Below are 22029 nucleotides of genomic sequence, written 5' to 3' on the forward strand. Positions count from 1 at the left end.
TCCGTATCCCCTTTTGACGCAGATTAGCGGCAGAGATTTAACAGACGGTTCGATCCCGCAGGCATACGAAAAACCGCCCGGAAAACCGGGCGGTTCAAGGCAAAGACAAGGATTCTTGGTTACGCAATTCCAAACGGAACATCGCGTCGCGTCTTGCCGCAAAGAGAGGCCTCGCCCGCCAGGATGCCGGCGAAAAGCCGCCCCCTCGAACTAGGCGCGGTAGCTGCGGCCCTCGGCGTTGAAGAGATGCAGCTTGGCCTTGTCGGCGGTAAAGCGCACCTTGTCGCCGCGATGGACCGGCAGGATGCCGGGGATCTTGGCGATGATCGGCTCCTTGTCGACCAGGCCCTCGATGTAAAGCAGGGTCACTTCGCCGAGCGCCTCGACGATCGAGATCGTGCCTTCGAACAGGAAGTCGTCGCTGGTGGTGGCCTGCAGGTCTTCCGGGCGCACGCCGAAGCTTGCCGTCTTGCCGTTCTGCGCGGCATCCGTCGCGATGTCGAGCGTGACGCTCTTGCCGCCGGTCAGCTTGACCGTCGTCTGTCCGCCGGTTGCCGTCACGGTCGATGGAATGATGTTCATCGCCGGCGAGCCGATGAAGCGCGCGACGAAGAGGTTGGCTGGGCGTTCGTAAAGCTCGAGCGGCGCACCCACCTGCTCGATATGGCCCTGCGACAGGACGACGATGCGGTCGGCAAGCGTCATGGCCTCCACCTGGTCGTGCGTGACGTAAATCATCGTCGTGTCCGACATCTGCTCACTGAGCTTCGCGATCTCGATGCGGGTGGCGACGCGAAGGGCCGCATCGAGGTTCGACAGGGGCTCGTCGAACAGGAAGACCTTGGGGTTGCGGCAGATCGCCCGACCGATCGCGACACGCTGGCGCTGGCCGCCCGACAGAGCCTTCGGCAACCGGTCGAGATACTTGGTCAGCTGGAGAATGTCGGCAGCGTTGCGCACGCGGCGATCGATCTCCTCCTTCGTCTCCTTGGCGATCCGCATGCCGAAGGCCATGTTGTCGTAGACGGTCATGTGCGGATAGAGCGCGTAGGACTGGAACACCATCGCGATGCCGCGCTTGGACGGCGGCACGGTGTTGACCCGCTCGCCATCGATGAACATGTCGCCGCCGGTGATCTCTTCGAGACCGGCGATCATGCGCAGAAGCGTCGATTTTCCGCAGCCGGACGGGCCGACGAAGACGATGAACTCGCCCTGCTTGATGTCGAGATCGATGCCGTGGATGACATCGATCGCGCCGTAGGATTTGCGGATATCTTTAAGCAGCAGACCCGTCATTGCACCCTCCCCTTCGGTTCTTCCCGTCAGTTCTTGCTCTCATTTTGGTTCGGCCGGCCTGTCAGACCAACCGTGCGAAATACGCGTCCCAGGCGGGCAGATGGACCGTTCTGTCCTTCACCTCGGCGGCGAAGCCGTGGCCTTCGAGCGCCGAGACGGGCTCGTTCGGCAGCGTGGCCGAAGCCGGCGCGTCGCCCATGTTGAAGAGGCAGAAAAGCTTCTCGTTGCCGTGGCTCCTGATAAAGCCGAGCACCTGCCCGTCCGTCGCCACGAACTCGATCTCACCCTTGGCGAAGGCCGGATGGGCTTTGCGGAAATGCAGGAAACGGCGGTAGTGCTCGAGCACCGACGCCTGATCGCCCTTTTGCGCCGATACGGCGCGCGTCAGGTGCTCAGCCGGCACCGGCAGCCAAGGTTTTGCGTTGCCGAAGCCGCCATTGACCAGGGCAGCGTCCCAGACCATTGGCGTACGGCAGCCGTCGCGGCCCTTGAAATCGGGCCAGAACTGGATGCCGTAGGGATCTTTCAGATCCTCATAGGCCAGTTCTGCTTCCGACAACGCCAGTTCTTCGCCCTGATAGATGCAGACCGAGCCGCGCAGCGACATCAACAGGCTCGCCAGCAGCTTGGCGTGGGCGTCGCGGTCGGCAATGCCCGCGCCCCAGCGGCTGACATGGCGCACGACGTCGTGGTTGGAAAATGCCCAGCAGGCCCAGCCCTCAGGGGCTGCCTTCTCGAAATTGCGCAGGACCTCGGCAACGGACGCCGGCGTCAGCGGATCCGGCGCCAGGAACTCGAAGGCGTAGCACATCTGCATCTTGTCGCCGCCGGACGTGTATTCGCCCGCGATCTCGAGGCCGCGCTGGCTGTCGCCGACCTCGCCGACGGCGGCAATCGCCGGGAACTCGTCCATCACCGCGCGGAAGCGCTTGAGGAATTCCAGGTTTTCCGGCTGGTTCTTGTCGTAGAGATGTTCCTGATAGTTATAGGGGTTCACCGCCGGCGCCGTCTGGGCGTTGCGGCGTTCCGGCGCCAGCGCCGGGTTGTCGCGCAGTTGCTTGTCGTGGAAGTAGAAGTTGATGGTGTCGAGGCGGAAACCGTCGACGCCGCGCTCCAGCCAGAAGCGCTCGACGCCAAGCAGCGCGTCCTGAACCTGCGGGTTGTGCAGGTTCAGGTCCGGCTGCGAGGTCAGGAAGTTGTGCAGGTAATATTGCAGGCGCGTCGGATCCCAGGCCCAGGCCGAACCGCCGAAGATCGACAGCCAGTTGTTGGGCGGCGTGCCGTCCGGCTTGGAGTCGGCCCAGACATACCAGTCGGCCTTGGCGTTCGTGCGGCTCGACCGGCTTTCGACGAACCAGGGATGCTGGTCCGCGGTATGCGACAGAACGAGGTCGATCATCACCCGGATGCCGAGGCGGTGCGCCTCGGCGATGACGGCGTCGAAATCGGCAAGGGTGCCGAAGATCGGGTCGACATCGGTGTAGTTGGAGACGTCGTAACCGAAGTCCTTCATCGGCGAGGTGAAGAACGGCGAAATCCAGATGGCATCGGCACCGAGCGCAGCGATATGCGGCAACCGGGCAACGATGCCCTTGAGGTCGCCGATACCGTCGCCGTTGGAGTCCTGATAGGAGCGCGGATAGATCTGGTAGATCACCGCGCCGCGCCACCAGTCCTTGTCAGGCTGCATCGTGGATTGGCTCATTTCGGTCATGCTCATTGTCGTCGAAAGTCCTTGATTGTCAGCCGCCCTTGACCGAACCCGCCAGCAGGCCGCGCACGAGATAGCGCTGCAGGCTGAAGAAGACGATCAGCGGAACGATGATGGTAATGAAAGCGGAGGCCGTCAGGATCTCCCAGTTGCCGCCACGTGAGCCCAAGAGGTTGACGAGGCGACCGGTCAGGACCAGTTCGTCGGGCCCGGCGCCCAGAAAAACAATCGCCACGAGCAGGTCGTTCCAGGTCCAAAGGAACTGGAAGATCGCGAAGGAGGCGAGCGCCGGGAAGGACAAGGGCAGGATGATCTTGACGAAGATATCGAAATCGCTGGCGCCGTCGACGCGGGCGGATTCCATGATCTCGCGTGGCAGGCCGGCCATGTAGTTGCGCAAGAGATAGATCGCCAGCGGCAGGCCGAAGCCGGTATGCGCCAGCCAGATGCCGACATAGGTCTTGGCCGGAACGCCGAAGAAGGCGCCGACGCCGTTATAGAGCTTCAAAAGCGGGATCAGCGACATCTGCAGCGGCACGACGAGAAGCCCGACGACGACGGCGATCAGGATCGCCCTCCCCGGAAACGGCATCCAGGCGAGTGCATAGGCTGCAAAGGCCGCAATCATGATCGGGATGATCGTCGCCGGTACGGCGACCGTCAGCGAATTGATGAAGGACCGGCCGATGCCTTCGGCGCTCAGGACCTCGACATAATTGTCGAAGGTGAAACGCGGCGGCGACGACGCCGTGACGAAGACGCGCTGGCCGCGCGACCCTTCCATCTTCTTGTCGGAGAGGATCTCGAAATTACCGTCCGCCTGGACCGTCAGCTTCTCGCCGTCGTTCAGCTCGGCGGTCTCGCCGGCCTTGAACGCAGTCGGTTCGCGGCTGTTGAAACCGAAGGCGGAAATCTGGCCCGGCTGGCCTTCGAGCAGGTTGCCGGAGATCACGAACTTGCCGTCGCGCTCGACCTGGGTCTCCGGGCCGGGTGCTCGAACGACGATGTTCTGCGACGAGGTCGAAAGCGCCGTCCACCAGCCGGAGACGGCGAGCTGATCCTTGTCGCGCAGCGACGAGATCAGAAGGCCCGCGGTCGGCAGGGTCCAGAGCGCGACGATCAAGAAGACCGAGAGGTGGACGACCCACATGAGGGGAGAGCGTGTCGCTGGATTCATCTCAGTGCCCCTTCATTTCCTTGGCCGCATTGCGGATGTTCCAGACCATGATCGGAACGACGAGCACCATGATGACGACGGCGATCGCCGCGCCTCGCCCGAAATCCCCGCCTCCGCGGAACATCCAGTCGAACATGAGGTTGGCGAGCACCTGGCTTTGCCATTGACCGTTGGTCATGGCGAGAACGATGTCGAAGACCTTCAGAACGAGGATGGTGATGGTCGTCCACACCACGGCGATCGTGCCCCAGATCTGCGGCACCATGATCTTGAAGAAGATCTGCCAGCCATTGGCGCCGTCGATGACGGCCGCTTCGACCGTCTCCTCCGGGATGCCGCGAAGGGCTGCCGACAGGATGACCATGGCAAAACCGGTCTGGATCCAGACGAGAATCGCCATCAGGAAGAAGTTGTTCCAGAAGGGCAGCGTGATCCAGGCTTGCGGCGCGCCGCCGAAGGCGACCACGATGGCGTTCAAAAGACCGATCTGCTCCGCGCCTTCCGGACGGAAGTCGTAGATGAACTTCCAAATGACCGCGGCGCCGACAAAGGAGATCGCCATCGGCATGAAGATCAAGGTCTTGGCGATATTGCCCCACCAGATGCGGTCGGTGAGCGCGGCAATGACCAGACCGAAGAAGGTCGAAAGCGCTGGTACGACGAGCAACCAGAGGAAATTGTTGAAGATCGACTGGCGGAATTCGCCGTCATTGACCATCCAGGCATAATTGCTGACGCCGACGAAATTCTGCCCGGCGCGATCATGCACGCTGTACAGGAGCGACATGAAGACCGGATAGACGAGATAGGTCGCGAGCGCAAAGAGCGCGGGTGCCAGGAACAGCCACGGCCGGATGGCATTGGTGATGCGCAGGTTTCGCGACGCAACCGCACCGGATTTTCCCTTGGACGGGAAGATCAGGTCGAGAACGAGACTGGTTCCCCAGAAATAGGCGGCGCAGCCGAGCACACCGGCCAGCATGAACCCCGCAGCAGCGGCAAGCTGATAAAACATGACATGTCCCTCCCCTTGGGTGCACGTCCCCGTGCAGGGCTGGCGATTGTCGCCGTTCTCATTGGGGCGCGCTTCGTCTGGTAGGTCGAGTGCGGGAAGCGGACGGAGAAGCGCACAGGCTTCCCCTCGCCCCGCCCTGGCAGCGAACCCGGGTCGGCAACGGGCGGCGTTTCCGCCGCCCGTATTCGGTTGTTACTTGATGGCGTCCCAGGCCTTCTGCACGCCGTCGGCGACTTCGGCCGAGGACTTGCCGCCGACGAAATCGACCATGCCGGTCCAGAACGCACCGGCACCGATCTTGCCCGGCATCAGGTCGGAACCGTCGAAGCGGAAGGTGGTGGCATTCAGCAGGATCTCGCCCTGCTTCTTCAGCGGCGGGTTGCCGTAGGTGTCGACGTTGACGCTCTTGTAGGGCGTCAGGAAGCTCGTCTGCGCCATCCAGACTTCATGCGCGATCGGCGTCTTCAGAAATTCGATGAAGGCGCGTGCGGCCGGCGAATCCTTGGTGATCATCGCCAGCGTGCCGGCGCCGAGCACCGGATTGCCGAGTTCCTTCTTGCTCTCGTAGGGCGGCATGTAGAAGAAGTCGGCATCCTCGCCGATCTTGGTGCCCTCAGGGAAGAAGGACGGGATGAACGACGCCTGGTGGTGCAGGTAGCATTTCGGCGGCGAGGCGAAGAGGCCCTTCGGGCTGTCGCGGAAGTCGGTGGAAGCAACGGCTGCAGCGCCACCATCGACGAACTTGTCGTTCTTCGCAAACCAACCGAACTCGTCGATCGCGCCGACGACGGCCGGATCGGTGAACGGGATCTCGTTCTTGACCCACTTGTCGTAGACATCGGCCGGCTGGGTGCGCAGCATCATGTCCTCGACCCAGTCGGTCGCCGGCCAGCCGGTCGCGCCGCCCGAACCGAGGCCGATGCACCAGGGCTTGCCGCCGTCAGCGGCGATCTTCTCAGTCAGCGCCTTCAGCTCTTCCATGGTCTTCGGCACTTCGTACCCGGCGTCTTCGAAGTTTTCGGGCGAGTACCAGACGAGCGACTTCACGTCGATCTTGTAGGGAAACGCATAGAGCGCGGCATTGCCGTCCTTGCCCTTGTAGGTCGACAGATCGACCCAGGACTGGCCGGCGGCGTAGTTGTCGAGCAGCCACTTCTGGGTGTCGTCGCCGAGCGGCGTCAAATAGCCCTTGGAGGCGAGATCGGCGATCAGACCCGGCTGCGGCAGGATGGAGACTTCGGAGGGGCTTCCGGCCTGGGTATCGATGACGATCTGTTGTTCGTAGTTTTCGGACGAGGAGTACTTGATCTCGGCACCCGTCGCTTCGGTGAAGTAGGCATAGACGCTCTTGAACAGCGCCTCGTCCTCACCGCGCCAGGGGCCGAAGATCGTCAACGTCTGGCCCTTGAGGTCGTGGCCCTTCTTGAATTCCTCGAAGCTCGCCCAGTTGAACTTGCTATCTTCGCCCGGCTTGAACTTGAGGTCGGCGGCGCCGGCTGCACCCGCAATCAGGGCAAAGGCGGCCACGCCCAACAGCAATGATCTCTTCACGTCTTTCTCCTCCCAAGATGAACCCGGATCCCCCCGGGCAGACGTCAATGCGCAAAAATTCAAAGCGCTTTGAGTTCGCTAACAAACCATTGCGACACTGAAGGAGTCAAGAGCTTTCCCGGAACCTGCTCTATCGGCGACATTTTTGTGCTCTGCGGTATCGTTTTGCACCGCGCCATGGTTGAATTCCGCTTTGTTGCTCGAAAAACGGATGCTACACAAACCTTGGGCGCTGGGACCAAACACTAAAAATCATAGGGATATCCAAAGCGCTTTGGGAGGAATCCTGACCATGGCGGTCAATCTCAAGCAACTTGCGGAACTGCTCGGCCTGTCACAGACGACGGTCAGTCGGGCTTTGAACGGTTATCCGGAAGTCAATGCCGAGACCCGCCAGCGCGTGCTTGAGGCCGTACGCGAAACCGGCTACCGGCCGAACCGCGCCGCCCAGCGGCTTGCCACCGGCAAGGCCTATTCGATCGGCATGGTCATGCCGATTGCGCCCGGCATCGATTCCGACGTGCATTTCGGCGAGTTCCTGGCGGGGCTGGCGGAAGAGGCGGTCAAGCACGACTTCCACTTCGTGCTCAATCCGAGCGCGCCGGAGGACGAGGAAGTGACCTTCCGGCGCCTGGCGGCAAGCGGCAATGTCGATGCGCTGTTCCTTGCCTATATGCGCGCCAACGATCCGCGCATCGCCATGCTGAAATCGCTGTCGATCCCCTTCGTGGTCCACGGCCGGTCGATCGGCGAAAGCCGCGACTACCCATTCCTCGACATCGACAATACGAGTGCCTTCTACGACGCGACGCGGCTGCTCATACAACTCGGGCACCAGCGGATCGCGCTGATCAACGGCCCGGAATATCTGGCTTTTTCCATTCGCCGGAAAAAGGGCATGCTGCGGGCGCTTGCCGAACACGGCCTTTCGCTCGACGAGGCGCTTGTCCAGCATTCGCTGATGACCGACGAGCACGGCTATCGCAGCATGCAGCCCTTCCTGCAGAATGCGCAGCCGCCGACGGCGGTGCTCTGTTCAAGTACGGTGCTGGCGCTTGGCGCAGTCCGGGCGATCAACCAGGCGGGTTTGAAAATCGGCGAAGACATTTCGCTGATCGCCCATGACGACGTGCTGCCGATGCTGAAGCCCGAGAATTTCAGCATCCCGCTGACGACGACGCGCTCGTCGCTCCGGGCCGCCGGCGCGCGGATCGCCACACGGCTGATCGGCGGCATCCTGAAGCGCGGCGACTATCCGGAACAGGAACTCTGGCGCGCCGAACTGATCGTGCGCGCCTCGACGGGACCGGCCCCACAAAAATGAAAACGCGCCGCAATCGCGACGCGTCCTGTCATCCCATGTGAGCCAGGATCAGAAGCGCGGCGGCTTGCGGCCGGCCTTGCGATAGGCGGCAATCACGGTGTTGGCCATCAGCATGGCGATGGTCATCGGCCCGACGCCACCCGGCACCGGCGTGATCACGCCTGCAACCTCGGCGGCTTCCGCAAAGGCGACGTCGCCGACGAGCTTGGACTTGCCCTCGCCCTTCTCGGGCGCCGATACGCGGTTGATGCCGACGTCGATCACCGTCGCGCCCGGCTTTACCCAATCGGCTTTCACCATCTCCGGACGGCCGACGGCGGCAACGAGGATATCCGCGTTGCGGCAGACGGCCGGCAGATCCTTGGTGCGCGAATGGGCGGTCGTGACCGTCGCGTTGGCGGCGAGCAACAGGGCCGACATCGGCTTGCCGAACAGGTTCGAACGGCCGATGACGACGGCGTTCAGGCCGGAGAGATCGTCGCCATGGGTCTGGCGCACGAAGACCATGGCGCCGGCCGGCGTGCAGGAAACGAGACCGCCTTCGAGATCGCCGGTCGCGAGCTTGCCGGCATTGACGACGTGCAGGCCGTCGACGTCCTTTTCCGGCAGGATCGACTGGATGATCGGCTCGGAATTCAGATGTTTCGGCAGCGGCAGCTGCACGAGAATGCCGTGAATGGAGGGATCGGCGTTGAGCTTAGCGACGAGTGCCGCGAGGTCTTCCTGGGTGGTTGCCTCGGCCAAGGTGTGCTGGACCGACTGGAAACCGCATTCCTTGGCCATCTTGCTCTTCGAAGAAACATAGGCGTGGCTTGCCGGATCGTCGCCGACGATCACGACGGCGAGACCTGCGCGAACGCCTGCATCCGTTTCGAGCGCACGGGTCGCGGCCTTCACGCTTTCGATCACCGAAGCGGCGACCTTCTTGCCATCAATCACAGTCGTCACGGCATGTTCCTCCTGGCTTCCTGTTCACGCGGCATACTCTAGTTCGCCTCAGAAAAGGCGATGGCCTCAACGCGCCCTATGCTGTCCCAAACGCATAAATGCAAGAGGCGGCGGCGCGGTTGGCTGCCGTTTCGGGCGCCCCGACGATATTTCCTCTCAAGACTGAGAGGTGGACGTGGTTTCGTCGAAAGACTTGAGGTCCCAGCCTCACAAGATGCAAGGCGAGCGGAGCATGCTCTCCGCCTTCCCGTCGTATCAACGGCGCGCAAGCTTCTGGCGGGAATAGTGCTCGACCCGGGACCTGAGCGCGCGAAGGCCTTCCTGGACCTTGGCGATGTCGGCGTCATCCTCGTCTACGGTCTGCGGCATCGGTTCGGCCGCAGCCGGACCTGCCGTCGCGCTGCGGCGAGCGACGGCATAGGCAGCGTTCAGCGACTGCGCGTGGTGCGCGGCCGGGCTGAACTGCGGCGGCAGTTCGAGCTTGGCCGAGGCCGGATCGGGCTGCGGCTGCGAGCGCCGTGTGGGCTCGGGGCCGCCATCGGGTTCCGGCGGCTCGGGCGCCGGGTCGTCCTCGACCTTTCGGGCCGCGGGGAACAATCCGTTCAAGCTGCGATAGATGCCGAGCAACACGCCGAGGCCGAGGCCGGCAAAGAAACCCGCCATGGTGGCGGCAATCACGATGATCTTGCGGGAGGGCCCCTTTGCCTGCAGCGCCGGCTCGGCCTTGGAGATCACCCGGATGTTCTTTGCGGTCAGCTTTTCCTCTTCGCGCGTTTCGCCGGCGCGCTTCAGGAAGGATTCGTAGATTTCGCGGGTTGCCGCCGCTTTCCGCTGCAGTTCGCGCAGTTCGACGAATTCGGCCGAGGAATCGATCTGCCGGGCCTTCTGCACGGCAAGCTGCTGCACCAGATCCTGTTCCGTTCGCTGGGCGCGGTCGAGCTCGGTCCCGGCCGCGGCCGCGATGCGGCGCAACTCGTTGGCGATCTCGGAGCGCGACGCCTCGAGCGCCTGCTGAACAGCTATGCGTTGCGGGTGGCGAGGCCCGAGGCTCGCGTCAAGCGCACTCAGTTGCGCCTTGGTCGCCGCATATTGCTTGCGCAGTTCGGAGAGCGCCAGCGAGCTGATTTCCTCCGGATAGGCACCGGTCAGGACATCGTTGAGCTGAACCTTGCCGGAGGCATCGGCCTTGGCTTTCGCTTCGGCGATGCGGTTGCGCGCCGCAGCGACCTGGTCGCTGAGGCTGAGGAGCTGCTTGTCGGCGATCAGCTCACCGCCGGCACCGACGATATCGTTCGCCGCCTTGTAGTCCTCAACCGCCTTTTCGGCTGCATCGAGCTCGGCCTTCAGTTCCTTGATGCGCGCGTCGAGTGCAACGGTGGTCTTCTGGAAGAAGCCCGACTGCGCAGCCGTCTCCTCACCGAGGAAGGTCTCCACCAGCCGGTTGGCGATCAGGGCCGACTTCTCGGGGTCCCTGGTCTTTGCCTCGACAGTGACGATGAAAGTTTTCGGATCGCGCCAGACCTGAATGGCGTCGCCCAAATTCTTCAGGACGCGCGCGGACGCATCGCCACCGGCCATCCTGCCGGCAAACTCTGCGTCCTTTTCCAGTTCGAGACTGGCTGCGACCTTTTCCATGACCGTTCGCGAGCGCAACACTTCGAGCTGGCTGTCGACGATGGCGAGAATGCCTTCGGTTGCCAGCGATTGTTTCGACAGATCGGAATCCGTCAACCGCACTTCGCGCGGATCGACATAGAGCTTGCTTTCGGAGACGAAGGTGCTCGGCGTCGATAGCGCCAGCAGAACGCCACCGACGGCGCCAAGCGCCGTGGTCGCGAGTATAATCTTGCGAAGCTGCCAGACCGCGCGAACCACGGTCTTGATATCAACGAGCGGACGATCGCCTGCCGTTTGCCCGTCGGCAGTCACCGTCGGCACAGCACCCTCGGGCGGACGATCGATCAGCCAGCGCGCAAACTTGTCACGCATGCCGCCGAGGCGTCCCTGGCTGCGGGCAACCGGGGCCTTGCCTGAAGCCCGTGCCGTTTCGCCGCGCGCCTGCCGACCTTTTGCGCGGTTTTTATCCGGCGCCGCTGCGTGATTGGTTGATCCACCGGAGCCGGACGGGCGACCAAGCAAGGACGAGCCCTCACCCGACGCGTCGGCGGTGCGCCTGTCGCGCGCACGCGCGGGATCGCGCGTGTCCTCTGCTGCAAAATCGAGCAACGATGCACGCGGAACCGGGCGTTTCTCGTCGTCGATGTTGAACATGACTGATCCCGCGGCTGCCGAAACGGCGAATTCCGAATAGTGAAGCCAACCTAAGGAAACATGGAAAACAAATCGTTAACTTTAGCGGAAACGAGGATGCGAAGGGCCTGATCTCACGCCTTATTAAGCTTTCCCGCCTATGACGGAAGGACGAGCGCAATTCCAGGCGGCGCTTTGCAAGCCCTGCCCTTGGAACTGTGAGATATCAAGGAGATAGAGCGCTTCTATCGGCATCGAGCCGGAGACGCGCTACTGGAATGTCGGCCGTGCCTCATCGCGTCAAAGCGCTTTATCTCCGCCACCGGGCGCTCATCCACGCTTACCTCTCGATGACCGGAGGCTCGGCGGGCCGGCTCGTGCTGTCGCTCGTCTATTTCATCGCCGTTGCCAACACGCTCGCCATCGCCGACTTCGGGCTGTTCGCAACCGCGTCCGCCGCCGGCATCATGATATCGCGCGTGCTCGCCTTCGGCTTCATGTCGCCGCTCTATCGGGTCGCGACCGTCAAGCCGCTACTGGTCGGCACCTATAGCGCCGGCTTCCTGGTCGGCGCCCTCCTGTCACTGCCGTTGATCGCAATCATCGGCGCGCTCACCTTCCTCGCCCTCTTTTCCCGCGACATGGCGGCCGGCACCTTTGCTGCCTTTATGATGGCCGAGATCCTCTGCTGGCGCGGGCTGGAGACCGCCGTCATCGTGCTGAACGGCCTCGGTCGCTTCGGGCGCGGCGCCTTGCTCGTGGTGATCGGAACGGCGATCCGCACCGGTGCTGCCCTGCTCCTTGCGTTGCTCCCCTGGAAAACACTCGAGGCCTGGTCCTACCTCTATCTGCTTGCAAATACGCTGGGCCTGCTGGTGGCTCTTTTCTGGTTCTATCCGCGTGTGCGGCTGCGCTGGCAGCCCCGGCTCTACTTCCGGCGCTGGGCGGATTCCGTGTCGGTCGCCGGCGCCGAGGTGCTCTTCTACATCCAGTCGGAGTTCGACAAGATCGCCGTGCTTGCGATCGGCGGTCCGGCGGTGTCCGGTCTCTATGCCATCCTGATGCGGCTGGCGGACCTGACGGCGCTGCCGGTGCGGTCGTTCAACACCTTGCTCGTCCAGCGCATCATGCGAACGCCCGAGGCGATTGCCCGCTGGGGTGTCCGGCTGTCGATCGAACTCCTAGTGGCGCTTGCGTCCTTTGCCGCCATCGCGGCCATGGCGTTCTATCTGTGGGTCTTTCCCGATGGCCTTGGGCGCAACGTGTCGGCGGCCGCGCCGATCGTCGCGATGATCCTGCTCGTGCCCTCGTTCCGCAACCTGATCGAGTATCATTCCGAACTGCTCTACGCGACCGGTCGCACGGTGCGGCGCATGCTGAACCTGTTGATTGCCGGCATCGTCAAGGTGGGATTGCTGGTGCTGTTGCTGCAGACGACGACGGATGTCGCGACATGGGCGCCGGCACTCAACGGGATCTTCCTGGTCCTCTACGCCGTCTCGTTCGGACTGACCTATTCGGCACTCAGGAAACCGACCGATCGGGTCATCTAAGCCGCGCGTCAGGCCGCGAGTTCGAACACCGCCCGGCGGATATCGTCGAGGTCGTGGCCGACGAAGGACTGAACGCCGATGCCGATCTGATGCGGCGCCATGTCCTTCAGGAACGCCCTGAGACCGGTGAGATCCTGGCGATAGCTGTCTTCGAACCAGAGCACATGGCAGAGCGCGGCATCGGAGGGAACGTGCCCTTCCCCGCCGAGCACCTCGTCGACGAAGCGGCCATAGATCGTGCATTCGGAGAAGGCGCGGGTACGGGTCATCGCCCTCACCCAGTTCCTGCCATACAGCGTCTCGATATGTTCGAGCAGCTTGCGGCTGGTATCGGTGCGCCACGCGATCAGCGTGTTGATATAGTCGTTGGCCGGCAGCGCGTAGGGGCCGATGCCGAGAAGCCGGTCGGAATGGGCGAGCCATTCGAGGTGGTTGGAGCGCATATGCGCGTTGATCGCCCCGTCCTTGCGGTAGAGCGTCAGCCGTTCCTTCTGCCAGAGGCTGGCGGGATCGAAGGCACGCAGGAAGACGACATCGGAATCGACGGCAAACATGGCCGCCTCGTCGATATGGCGCGCGAGCGCCAGGCGGCGAAGCTGCTGGGCATGCCAGCCGCGCAGCGGCAGGCCGAACGGGCTGAGCCACAGCTTCCGGCGTCCGCCGGATAGCGGGTCGGTGACGGGATGCAGCCACCAAGGCAGGAGATCGCGTTCGCTGATTACCTGGCGCCTGGAGCCCTCCAGTTGCCGGAAGAGCTTCACGTCGAAATCGGCAACCAGCAGATAGTGCTTCCAATCGCCCTGAAGCTTGCGGTCCATGCTTTCGCACATCAGCCGGCAGCGCTCGAAGTCATTGGCGTAGGACGCTGTGACAATGGCTGTGCGCATGGTCTGACCGTTCACGATGTTCCCGTCCGAAGGTTGGCGTCGGCGACGCTTTCCCGCGCCCGTCCCGACAGCTTGTGCCAAAGGACGTGAAAGAGGAAGAGCGGGTTGCCAAGGACATAGCGGCGCCACATACGCCGGGGCTCGATCGCCAGGCGGAAGAACCATTCGAGCCGCATCCGGCGCAGGAATTTCGGCGCCCGCGGAAACGCCTCGGCGACGAAATCGAAGAGCGCGCCGACGGTGATGACCAACCGGGCGTCCTGCGGCCCCACATGGGCATCGACCCATTTCTCCTGGCCGGGGCTTCCCATCGCCACCAGCAGGATATCGGCATTCAGCGCCCGGACATCGGCAAGCACCTCTTCGGAGCGGTCACGATCGAAGAACCCGTCGGAAACGGGAATAAACTCGTGCCATGGCGCGTGCCTGCGAAAATTCTCGGCCGCGCGCGCCAGCACCTTCCCACGGGCGCCGATCATCGCGACGCGCAGCGGCCGGTCAATGAAGGTCAGCAGCGCCGGCACGAAATCCGTGCCGTTGAGATTGGCCGGGAACATGCTGCCGTAGAAGAGATAGGAAGCGATATCGACGCCGTGACCGTCGGGAAGGACGACCTGGCGGCCGAGGACCTCGCGGTACGCGCCGTCGCGCATCATCAGATTGGCATTGTTGGCATTGAGGAAGGCGAGCGTCGTTTGCCCGCCGGGGCGCGACAGCGCGTCGGCCGCAAAGCCAAAAGCACTCTCCCAGTCGAAATCGACCACCGGCATGCCCAGGATGAGGCGCCTGGACAAGGCGGCGTTCGCGCCGGCGGTCGTCTTGGTCACGACCGTCCCCCGTCATGGACCTTCAGCTCGGGCGGTACCGAAGGTGTTTCGGCCGCGGCACTGGGGGTAAGGCCGGCCAGCACGTTGCGCATGACCCGCATCAGCTTTGCCTTCTGGGCGCGGTGGAAGACCGAACCGTCAAGCCGCTGGCGGTCGCCGTCGCGCGCGCGGGTGACCTTGTCGACCAACAGGCGCGCGAATTCGGCCGGATCTTCGGCCGCCGCGCAGTTCTCAGGGAGCGCCTCGATGCCGCGCAGCGACGCCTGCGTCGCCACGGATGGCATGCCGAGTTCGAAGGTCTCGATGCTTTTCAACTGCACGCCCGTACCGCCCCGGCTGACGAGCGGTACGACCGCACTTTCCGTGACGAAGGCGCGTGCATCGGGCACCCGCCCGACGAAGCGGACGCCGGGATGGGAAACCGCCGGGATGCCATCCATCTGGCCGGCAATGGCAATCGAAAGATCCTGCGGCAGATGCGGTACGACCTCGGCGAGAAACCAGTCGAGCCCCAATCGGTTCGGCCGCCAGCTCCAGGTCCCGATCAAGCCGAGGTCCCGCTGGAGGTCAGGTGTTTCCTCCGGTACCGCAGCCGCGTCCCAACCGGTGACCAGCGGTAGCACGAAGGCCCGGTCGCTGACGGCGCGGCCGAAGCCGAAGCGGTCGGCCTCCGCAAACGTCCAAACGGCCACGGCATTTTGCGCCAGTTGCTGCTCGTAGCGTTCGAGATACTGCGCCTCGCGCCGGAAAAGAAAACGTTCGACCGTACCCTTGGCCCGCTCGGCGTTCTCAAAGGCGGAATCCGCCTCGACATTGTGCGCAACATAGATCGACGGATAAGGGCGGAAGACCTGCTGGAAAGCGGCCGGCAGTTGCACCGAGTTGAGCACGAGACCGTCGAACGGAGCGAGACTCTCGAGGATCGACTGGATCCGGCTCGTCGACACCACAAGCATCTTGCCGGATGAGACGGTCGTGCGGTTGAGGAAGGCCGTCGCGAGCCAGCTCAGCTTCTGCCACGTGCCCACCTTGGCATTGGTGACTTCCAGTTCGCCGAGCAGATGCATGTCGCAATCGGGCGCGGGCGCGCGTCCCGGCTGAAGAAAACCGATGACACTGACCCGATGACCGAGCGCGCGCAGACCGTCGAGCACCGCCCGGTTGGCAATGTCGAAACCGGACGCCGGATTGGCGACGGGAACGAGCGAAGAGACCAGGACCAGATGCATTTTGCCACGCGTCATGAATGGAACTGCGGCCTTCATTAGCAGCATGGGATGAAGGAGCGCTTAAAGACCCCTTTCAAAAACTGCCGCCAAGGTTCAGCATCTGTTTAGGAAGATTTGCTGTATTGCGACGCAATTTTGCTTTTACAGGTTTCGCCATGACGACGACCGGCCAGGACATTTCCGTCTACTTCCGGACAGAGCTGGAAGACGCCGGCGACATCGAACTCGTCGTCGTGCTGCCGACGTTCCGTCGGCCGGAGCATGTCGTCAAGACGCTAAAAACCATTGTTTCCCAAAGGCCTGACCTCTCCTTCGCCACGGTCGTCGTCGAAAACGATGCCGACGGGCTGGCCGGGGCTACGGCGGCCAAGGACTTCTTCCTCGGGCATCCTTCGGAATCGGTCGTGATCGTCGCGCACCAGCGCGGAAACTGCTACGCCTACAATGCCGGCTGGGCGACGGCGCTCGCGACCTATCCGAACCTCAAGGCGATCGCGATCATCGACGACGACGAAGTGGCGGCGCCCGAATGGCTCGATTGCCTCATCGCGGCACAGGAAACGACCGGCGCCGATATGGTCGGCGGCCCGCAGCTTCCGGTTTTCGAAGGCGATGGCGGGCAGAAGTGGAAACGCCATCCGGTCTTCACGCCCCATTATGATGCGACAGGGCCGGTTCCCATCCTCTATTCCTCCGGCAACGTGCTCGTCACGCGCGGAGTGCTGGACGCGATGCCGCAACCGTTCCTGGATCCCGCCTTCAACTTCATCGGCGGCGGCGATGCGGATTTCTACAGCCGCTGCAAGGCGAAAGGGTTTTCGTTTGCCTGGGCGGCCGATGCCTGGGTTGCCGAGACGGTGCCGGCCCGCCGCACCAGCGCATCCTGGATCAGGGCGCGCAGCCTCAGGAACGGCGCCATCTCGACGATGCTCGAACATCGGCGAGACCCGAGCTTCAAGGGCCGCCTCAGGACCTTCGGCAAATCGCTGGCGCTGCTTGGCGCATCGATCCCGCGTGGGCTGGAACTGTGGAACAAGAGCGGGTTGGCGGCGGCCGGGTCATACCATTTCTATGTGGCAATCGGCCGGCTGATGGCCGAGCTCGGCCTCGTCAACGAGCAGTACCGCACCCCGGAAAAGAACTGACGACCGATACCGTCTTGCCGATGGCAGGCGGCCGAGCGGAACCGGCCGGACGTTCTGGCTCTCGTCAGTGTGAGCTGCTTGCCTTGACGGCGCCTTCCGGCAACTTGTCATCGGCGACATTGCCGTTCTTGTCGACGATCGGGACCGGCTTTTGCCGCGGCACGTTCTGGCTGTTGGCGACGCGCTTGACGTCTTCCTTGGTCAGATATTCGAGCTGCTCGACGAGCACCTCGGTAATCACCTCTCCGCCGAGCTTCTTGTTCAGGCCGTCCTTGACCGTCGTCTTGAACGTCGGCAGGTCGAACGTACCGGTGTCGGCGATGTCGATGAATTTCGAGCCGACGAGCAAATCGTAAAGCTCATCGGTAACCATCTGACGCAGCGGCGCGCGAAGGTTGTTGATCCCCTCCTTGGTGGCGGAGAAGGAAAGCTTGGTCAGGAAATAGCCCTGAACCGAACCATCCCGGATGACCGGGATGGTGATCATCTCACCGGGAACATATTGCTCCGCTGCGCGCCGGGCGGTCTCGCCGTCAGCGACGACGGGCGCGGAGGCGCTTTGCATCGAGAAATAGACCGATCCGAGCGTGACCGCGCAGACCCAGATCCCGGTGAAAACAAGCTTCAGCATCAGAAATCGCTATAGCGGAACTGCGCTTCGGAATAGATGCCGTCCGCATCGGCATCCTGAGCGGCGGTCTTCAGGAGGTCGACGACGGCGCGAACCGCTTCGAGATGGGCCTCCACCTTCTGCGAATTGACCGACAGCTTCTCGCGCAGATGCAGTGCATGCGAGGAGAAAGCCGAAGAGTTTTCGCCCGGCAGCATGTCACGATGCAGCATCGTCAGTTCGTAGAGGCAACGGCTCTTGTGGGCGTTCGATGTCTTGATATCGAATTCCGGGTCGACGCCGATCCGGCTGTTCTCGTTGTCGAGGATCATTTCCAGGCGGCCGAGCACGTTCTGGATCCGGACGTCATTGGATGCCATGGCTTCCATGAATCAACTCCCAATTGGATCACGATGATTTCTGGTCGGATCGACCGGATTCTCAAGCGATCTATTCCTATGAATTAGAGCGGAATGCGGATGGAAAACTGCAAGCAGTTCCCCGACCCCGCCCTAGGCTTGCTTGTTCTTGTCGTTGTCGGTCGAGAAGCCGGTCAGCGTCTTGCGCTCGTATTCCTGCACGAGGCTTGCGGCGAGGTTTCGGCTGTTGCCGTCGAGCGATGCCTGAACCCGATCGGTGCCTTCGGCGCCTGCGAGCTGTTCGGCAATGCCGATGCCACCGCTCTTGGAGATCACGTCGCCGATCTGCTCGGCCATCATGCTCTTCCAGATGTCACCTGCGTTGCCCTTGCCGAAGACGTTCTCGCTTTCGGTCGGCAGCATCGACTTCACGAAGTTCTGCAGCACCATGGCCTCGAACTTGCGATAGGTTTCCGGAATCTTCTTCTGTTCAACGCGGTTGTTGAGGTCGCCGAGGCCGCTCGAACCTTCGGGCGACAGGTTCAGAACGTTGACGGCAGCGGCAAAGCCGTTGCCGTTTTCCGCGAGACTCGTTGCCTTGAAGGCGGCACGGTTGGCCTTCAACCGCGCCTGCGCTTCCTGCACTTCGGCGGGGTCGGCGGCGCGCACGACATCCATCACCAGATCGCTGGGCGGAGAGATGGCCATGACGAATCCTCTCAAAATCGAGCCTGTGCATTGGTCGGCCCGGGTCCGCTCCGCCATCGGAGCAAACCGGGAATGACGCACTATCGCCCGTCAAGCTTACCGGAAGCTGGCGCGTTGCCCGTAACGTGTTGATCGATCAGGTCGTAGATGGAATTGTCGGCCTCTTCACGGTCCTCGGACTGGCGGGCCTCCTTCATGTTTTCCTCGAGCCGGTCGGCTTTCGCGCGCTCTCTCAGCATGCGCGCCTCGTGCGTTTGCTGGATGCCGTGCAGCATCTGGTCCTTCTGCACGAGCCTTCCGATCTGCGAGGAATAGTGGCCGGAGAACATGCGGTGCATCGGGTGCGCCGAGCCCATGGCATCGACGACGACATCGATCGTCTCGGCCAGGACCTCGCGCTGCCGCACCATCTCGACGAAATCCGCCTCCGCCATCTGTTCGAGATGGCGCTGGACGGCGACGAGCCGCTTGAGTTTCTGCGAGCGGGTCTTCATCCGGCTATCCTCCCTGCATGACCAGCGCGAAACCGTCGCCGAACAGGCGCAGCATCGCGGCGATACCGAGATAGAGCAGGAACAAGCCGCCCATGATCAAATAGGGCTGCGAGATGAAGTAGATCGGGATCTGCGGCGCCAGCTTGTTCACCATGCCGATCGCCACGTTGAACAGCAGGCCATAGATGATGAAGGGGCTCGCGAGCCTCAGCATGATCATGAAGATCTGCGACAGCGAATCCGTGAGCGTGATCAGCACGCCTTGCGGATCGAAGGGCGTGCCGATCGGCATGGCGCGATAGGATTGAACGATCGCCTCGATCATCACATGGTGGAAGTCCAGCATGAACAGCACCATCAGGCCGGTGAAGCTGATCAAGCTGGTCACCTGGTTTTCGGGCGTATCTTCGATCACGTCCGACGATGGCGGCGAAGCAAAGCCCATCAGCATGGTGATCGCCGTTCCGGTGAACTGCAGTCCCAGAACATAGTAGCGGGCGACAAGGCCCATGACCGCGCCGACCGCCGTCTCGGCGGCGATCAGGTAGATGTAGCTGTGCCCCTTGCCGGTCACCTGCGGATAGATGTCCGTCCACATGACAGGCAGGATCGCCATGGAAACCGCGACTGCAATGAACAGCCGCACCTGCATCGGAACGCGTGCGCTGGAGAACCCGGGCATGATCATGATGCAGCCGCCGATCCGGCAGAAAGCCGCGAACAGCGCCAGCACCGTGCCCTCCGGGTCGGTGATCATGAAATGGAGCCGATGATCTTGATCTCAAGGCCCTTGGCAAGCTCGACATGCGAGAGCACGGGCAAGGTGGCAAAGAGGCGCTCGATGATCATGCGCACATAAGAACGAGATTCGGGCGAACTTACCAGCACGAAGGGCATGCCGCGATCGAGATGTTCACGGATAACTTTCGTCGCCTGCTCGCTGAACTCTTCGAGGTGACGCGGATCGATGTCGAACTCGACAACCTCGCCCTTGGCGTCGCGCTTGAGCGCCTGATGGAAGACCATGTCCCACTTGTTGCCGAGGCGCAGCACGCGCAGGATGCCGTTGTCGGCAAGGTCGCCGCACAGCTGCTGCGACATGCGCACGCGAACGTGCTCGACAATCTGCTCGGTCTTGCGCACATGCGGCGCGAGTTCGGCGACCGCTTCGAGGATCAGGTGCAGGTTGCGGATCGAGACCCGCTCCGCCAGCAGCAGCTTCAACACCGCCTGCAGGCCCGAATAGGACATGTGCGAGGTGCAGATTTCGTCGGCGAGCTTGCGGTATTCCGGATCGAGCCGCTCGATCAGCACCTTGACGTCCTTATAGGAGAGCAGGTGCGGCAGGTTGTTGCGGATCACTTCGCTCAGGTGGGTCAGCACCACCGAGACGTTGTCGATCGGGTGGAAGCCTTCGCGCTTCAGGTCCTCGGTGAAGGTTTCGAGGATCGAGACCGCCGGCATGCCGAAGGCGGGTTCTCGGATCTCGTCGCCCGGAACACTCGGGCGGCGACCGCCGCCGGTGACCACCAGGACTTCGCCGACGCGCACCGTGTTGGACGCGATCGTCGTGCCGTGAATGCGGATATGGTAGGCCTTGTCCGGAATGCTGATGTCGTCGGAAACCTTGATTTCCGGGATGACGAGGCCGTACTGACCGGCGAACTTGCGGCGCATCTTGCCGACGCGGAAGGCGAGTTCCTGGTGCGCACCGAGGAGGCGGGTCGAGACCTGCTTGCCGAGCAGAAGCTCGATCTCGGCGGTCTTCAGCACTGACTTGACGGAGTCCTGCTCGCCTTCCTTGGTCTGCTGGACCTTGGCGGCCTCTTCGGCGCGACGCGCGGCATTGGCAGCCTCGATCTGGCGCGGCACGAGCCAGCTCAGGAACGCCATGCCGCCGCCGAGAACGGCGAAGGGCAGGAACGGCAGACCGGGAACCACGGCCAAAAGAATGATCAGACCGGAGGCGACCATCAGCGCCTTCGGGTAGCCGCCGAGCTGGCCGACGACGGCCTGGTCGGTGGAGCCGGATGTGCCGCCGCGCGATACCAGAAGGCCGGCAGCGAGCGAGACGATGAGTGCAGGGATCTGCGAGACGAGGCCGTCACCGACCGACAGCTTGACGAAAACGTCGGCGGCTTCGCTGATCGGCATGCCATGACGCAGGTAACCGATGATGATGCCGCCGAAGATGTTGATCGCGGTGATGATCAGGCCGGCGATCGCGTCCCCGCGGACGAACTTGGAGGCACCGTCCATGGCGCCGTAGAAGGAGCTTTCCTCTTCGAGTTCACGCCGGCGGCGCTGCGCTTCCTTCTCGTCGATCAGGCCCGCCGACAGGTCGGCGTCGATCGACATCTGCTTGCCGGGGATCGCATCGAGGGTGAAGCGCGCGCCGACTTCGGCGATACGCGTCGCACCCTTGGTGATGACGATGAAGTTCACGGTGATCAAGATCAGGAAGACGATCAGACCGATGACGAAGTCGCCGGACATGACGAGGCTGGCGAAACCGGAGATGACGCCGCCGGCAGCACCGTGGCCTTCATGACCATGCGAAAGGATGACGCGGGTGGTGGCGATGTTCAACGCCAGGCGCACCATCGTCGAGATCAGCAGGATGGTCGGGAACGAGGAGAACTCGAGCGGGCGCTGGATCCACAGCGAGACCATCAGGATCAGCACCGAAAAGGCGATCGAGAAAGCCAGTCCCATGTCGATCAGAAATGGCGGGATCGGCAGGAAGAGAATCGACAGGATCGCCACGATCCCGAGCGCGAAGCCGATGTCCCGGCCCTTCGGAGCTACTTTCGGGATGATCAGCGCTGCTTGTTGTGCCATGTCTCTTCCGTCTCATCATGAGATCAAGGCAGCATTCACACGCGCTGCCCCACTATAGAGATGGAGATACCCGTCCAAGCTTGCGCGAGGGTTTCATGGCG

19 protein-coding genes are annotated in these 22029 nt (G+C 62.8%); 3 read left to right on the plus strand and 16 right to left on the minus strand.

Annotated elements, in window-relative coordinates; genetic code table 11:
* Positions 1-210 precede the first annotated feature (210 nt).
* The 5 genes from ACIQUG_RS17375 to ACIQUG_RS17395 form a co-directional block, all read right to left on the minus strand.
* On the minus strand, positions 211-1299 hold the full coding sequence (locus ACIQUG_RS17375) for an ABC transporter ATP-binding protein (RefSeq protein WP_402323317.1): 1089 nt from the start codon (positions 1297-1299) through the stop codon (positions 211-213).
* Between the two features lie 61 nt (positions 1300-1360).
* The gene (locus ACIQUG_RS17380; RefSeq protein WP_402323740.1) at positions 1361-3013 is read right to left on the minus strand and encodes an alpha-glucosidase family protein; all 1653 of its coding nucleotides are present in this window, start codon (positions 3011-3013) and stop codon (positions 1361-1363) included.
* Positions 3014-3041: 28 nt separating this feature from the next.
* Entirely contained in the window at positions 3042-4187 is a 1146-nt protein-coding gene (locus ACIQUG_RS17385) for a carbohydrate ABC transporter permease (RefSeq protein ID WP_402323318.1), read from the minus strand.
* Position 4188: 1 nt separating this feature from the next.
* A complete protein-coding gene (locus ACIQUG_RS17390; protein ID WP_402323319.1) occupies positions 4189-5202 on the minus strand; it encodes a carbohydrate ABC transporter permease in 1014 nt (337 codons plus the stop codon).
* Positions 5203-5394: 192 nt separating this feature from the next.
* Positions 5395-6753, minus strand: coding sequence for an ABC transporter substrate-binding protein (locus ACIQUG_RS17395; protein ID WP_402323320.1), 1359 nt, complete (start codon positions 6751-6753; stop codon positions 5395-5397).
* A 292-nt stretch (positions 6754-7045) separates the two neighbouring features.
* Here ACIQUG_RS17395 and ACIQUG_RS17400 point away from each other — a divergent pair, with 292 nt between their 5' ends.
* The gene (locus ACIQUG_RS17400; RefSeq protein ID WP_043624972.1) at positions 7046-8077 is read left to right on the plus strand and encodes a substrate-binding domain-containing protein; all 1032 of its coding nucleotides are present in this window, start codon (positions 7046-7048) and stop codon (positions 8075-8077) included.
* A gap of 48 nt (positions 8078-8125) precedes the next feature.
* Here the strand turns inward: ACIQUG_RS17400 and folD are convergent, their stop codons facing one another.
* Positions 8126-9025 (minus strand): bifunctional methylenetetrahydrofolate dehydrogenase/methenyltetrahydrofolate cyclohydrolase FolD, encoded by a 900-nt coding sequence (gene folD / locus ACIQUG_RS17405; protein WP_402323321.1) that lies wholly within the window; start codon positions 9023-9025, stop codon positions 8126-8128.
* A gap of 255 nt (positions 9026-9280) precedes the next feature.
* Complete coding sequence (locus tag ACIQUG_RS17410; RefSeq protein ID WP_402323322.1) at positions 9281-11296, minus strand: GumC family protein; 2016 nt, start codon at positions 11294-11296, stop codon at positions 9281-9283.
* A 257-nt stretch (positions 11297-11553) separates the two neighbouring features.
* Between ACIQUG_RS17410 and ACIQUG_RS17415 the strand changes: the two genes are divergently transcribed.
* Positions 11554-12828, plus strand: coding sequence for a lipopolysaccharide biosynthesis protein (locus ACIQUG_RS17415; RefSeq protein ID WP_402323323.1), 1275 nt, complete (start codon positions 11554-11556; stop codon positions 12826-12828).
* Between the two features lie 8 nt (positions 12829-12836).
* Here the strand turns inward: ACIQUG_RS17415 and ACIQUG_RS17420 are convergent, their stop codons facing one another.
* Genes ACIQUG_RS17420 through ACIQUG_RS17430 form a run of 3 tightly spaced genes read right to left on the minus strand, consistent with a single transcriptional unit; the run spans position 12837 to position 15786 of the window.
* Positions 12837-13715: a DUF6492 family protein gene (locus tag ACIQUG_RS17420; protein ID WP_402323324.1), complete on the minus strand. Its 879-nt coding sequence runs from the start codon at positions 13713-13715 to the stop codon at positions 12837-12839.
* 11 nt (positions 13716-13726) lie between these two features.
* The gene (locus ACIQUG_RS17425; protein ID WP_402323325.1) at positions 13727-14542 is read right to left on the minus strand and encodes a WecB/TagA/CpsF family glycosyltransferase; all 816 of its coding nucleotides are present in this window, start codon (positions 14540-14542) and stop codon (positions 13727-13729) included.
* Positions 14539-15786: a glycosyltransferase family 4 protein gene (locus ACIQUG_RS17430; RefSeq protein ID WP_402323326.1), complete on the minus strand. Its 1248-nt coding sequence runs from the start codon at positions 15784-15786 to the stop codon at positions 14539-14541. Before ACIQUG_RS17430 ends, ACIQUG_RS17425 begins: the two co-directional genes overlap by 4 nt.
* A 140-nt stretch (positions 15787-15926) precedes the next feature.
* Between ACIQUG_RS17430 and ACIQUG_RS17435 the strand changes: the two genes are divergently transcribed.
* The gene (locus ACIQUG_RS17435; RefSeq protein WP_402323327.1) at positions 15927-16916 is read left to right on the plus strand and encodes a glycosyltransferase family 2 protein; all 990 of its coding nucleotides are present in this window, start codon (positions 15927-15929) and stop codon (positions 16914-16916) included.
* 64 nt (positions 16917-16980) lie between these two features.
* On the opposite strand, the gene ACIQUG_RS17440 is transcribed toward ACIQUG_RS17435, so the two are convergent.
* The 6 genes from ACIQUG_RS17440 to flhA form a co-directional block, all read right to left on the minus strand.
* Entirely contained in the window at positions 16981-17547 is a 567-nt protein-coding gene (locus ACIQUG_RS17440) for a hypothetical protein (protein WP_402323328.1), read from the minus strand.
* Positions 17547-17915: a hypothetical protein gene (locus ACIQUG_RS17445; protein WP_043624961.1), complete on the minus strand. Its 369-nt coding sequence runs from the start codon at positions 17913-17915 to the stop codon at positions 17547-17549. The genes ACIQUG_RS17440 and ACIQUG_RS17445 overlap by 1 nt, the downstream gene beginning before the upstream one ends.
* Positions 17916-18038: 123 nt before the next feature.
* Positions 18039-18593: a rod-binding protein gene (locus ACIQUG_RS17450; protein WP_043624958.1), complete on the minus strand. Its 555-nt coding sequence runs from the start codon at positions 18591-18593 to the stop codon at positions 18039-18041.
* 80 nt (positions 18594-18673) lie between these two features.
* On the minus strand, positions 18674-19087 hold the full coding sequence (locus ACIQUG_RS17455) for a hypothetical protein (RefSeq protein WP_192447833.1): 414 nt from the start codon (positions 19085-19087) through the stop codon (positions 18674-18676).
* A gap of 4 nt (positions 19088-19091) precedes the next feature.
* On the minus strand, positions 19092-19844 hold the full coding sequence (fliR, locus tag ACIQUG_RS17460; RefSeq protein ID WP_043624952.1) for a flagellar biosynthetic protein FliR: 753 nt from the start codon (positions 19842-19844) through the stop codon (positions 19092-19094).
* Complete coding sequence (flhA, locus tag ACIQUG_RS17465; protein ID WP_043624949.1) at positions 19841-21928, minus strand: flagellar biosynthesis protein FlhA; 2088 nt, start codon at positions 21926-21928, stop codon at positions 19841-19843. Before flhA ends, fliR begins: the two co-directional genes overlap by 4 nt.
* Between the last annotated feature and the right edge of the window lie 101 nt (positions 21929-22029).

Source organism: Ensifer sp. NPDC090286, assembly GCF_044769565.1.
Lineage (GTDB): Bacteria > Pseudomonadota > Alphaproteobacteria > Rhizobiales > Rhizobiaceae > Ensifer.

Bases quoted from the DNA above. Each gene is read 5' to 3' on its own strand.
- ACIQUG_RS17375 (WP_402323317.1), bottom strand. From the start codon at position 1,299: ATGACGGGTCTGCTGCTTAAAGATATCCGCAAATCCTACGGCGCGATC.
- ACIQUG_RS17380 (WP_402323740.1), bottom strand. From the start codon at position 3,013: ATGACCGAAATGAGCCAATCCACGATGCAGCCTGACAAGGACTGGTGG.
- ACIQUG_RS17385 (WP_402323318.1), bottom strand. From the start codon at position 4,187: ATGAATCCAGCGACACGCTCTCCCCTCATGTGGGTCGTCCACCTCTCG.
- ACIQUG_RS17390 (WP_402323319.1), bottom strand. From the start codon at position 5,202: ATGTTTTATCAGCTTGCCGCTGCTGCGGGGTTCATGCTGGCCGGTGTG.
- ACIQUG_RS17400 (WP_043624972.1), top strand. From the start codon at position 7,046: ATGGCGGTCAATCTCAAGCAACTTGCGGAACTGCTCGGCCTGTCACAG.
- ACIQUG_RS17410 (WP_402323322.1), bottom strand. From the start codon at position 11,296: ATGTTCAACATCGACGACGAGAAACGCCCGGTTCCGCGTGCATCGTTG.
- ACIQUG_RS17415 (WP_402323323.1), top strand. From the start codon at position 11,554: ATGTCGGCCGTGCCTCATCGCGTCAAAGCGCTTTATCTCCGCCACCGG.
- ACIQUG_RS17420 (WP_402323324.1), bottom strand. From the start codon at position 13,715: ATGCGCACAGCCATTGTCACAGCGTCCTACGCCAATGACTTCGAGCGC.
- ACIQUG_RS17430 (WP_402323326.1), bottom strand. From the start codon at position 15,786: ATGACGCGTGGCAAAATGCATCTGGTCCTGGTCTCTTCGCTCGTTCCC.
- ACIQUG_RS17435 (WP_402323327.1), top strand. From the start codon at position 15,927: ATGACGACGACCGGCCAGGACATTTCCGTCTACTTCCGGACAGAGCTG.
- ACIQUG_RS17440 (WP_402323328.1), bottom strand. From the start codon at position 17,547: ATGCTGAAGCTTGTTTTCACCGGGATCTGGGTCTGCGCGGTCACGCTC.
- ACIQUG_RS17445 (WP_043624961.1), bottom strand. From the start codon at position 17,915: ATGGAAGCCATGGCATCCAATGACGTCCGGATCCAGAACGTGCTCGGC.
- ACIQUG_RS17450 (WP_043624958.1), bottom strand. From the start codon at position 18,593: ATGGCCATCTCTCCGCCCAGCGATCTGGTGATGGATGTCGTGCGCGCC.
- ACIQUG_RS17455 (WP_192447833.1), bottom strand. From the start codon at position 19,087: ATGAAGACCCGCTCGCAGAAACTCAAGCGGCTCGTCGCCGTCCAGCGC.
- fliR (WP_043624952.1), bottom strand. From the start codon at position 19,844: ATGATCACCGACCCGGAGGGCACGGTGCTGGCGCTGTTCGCGGCTTTC.
- flhA (WP_043624949.1), bottom strand. From the start codon at position 21,928: ATGGCACAACAAGCAGCGCTGATCATCCCGAAAGTAGCTCCGAAGGGC.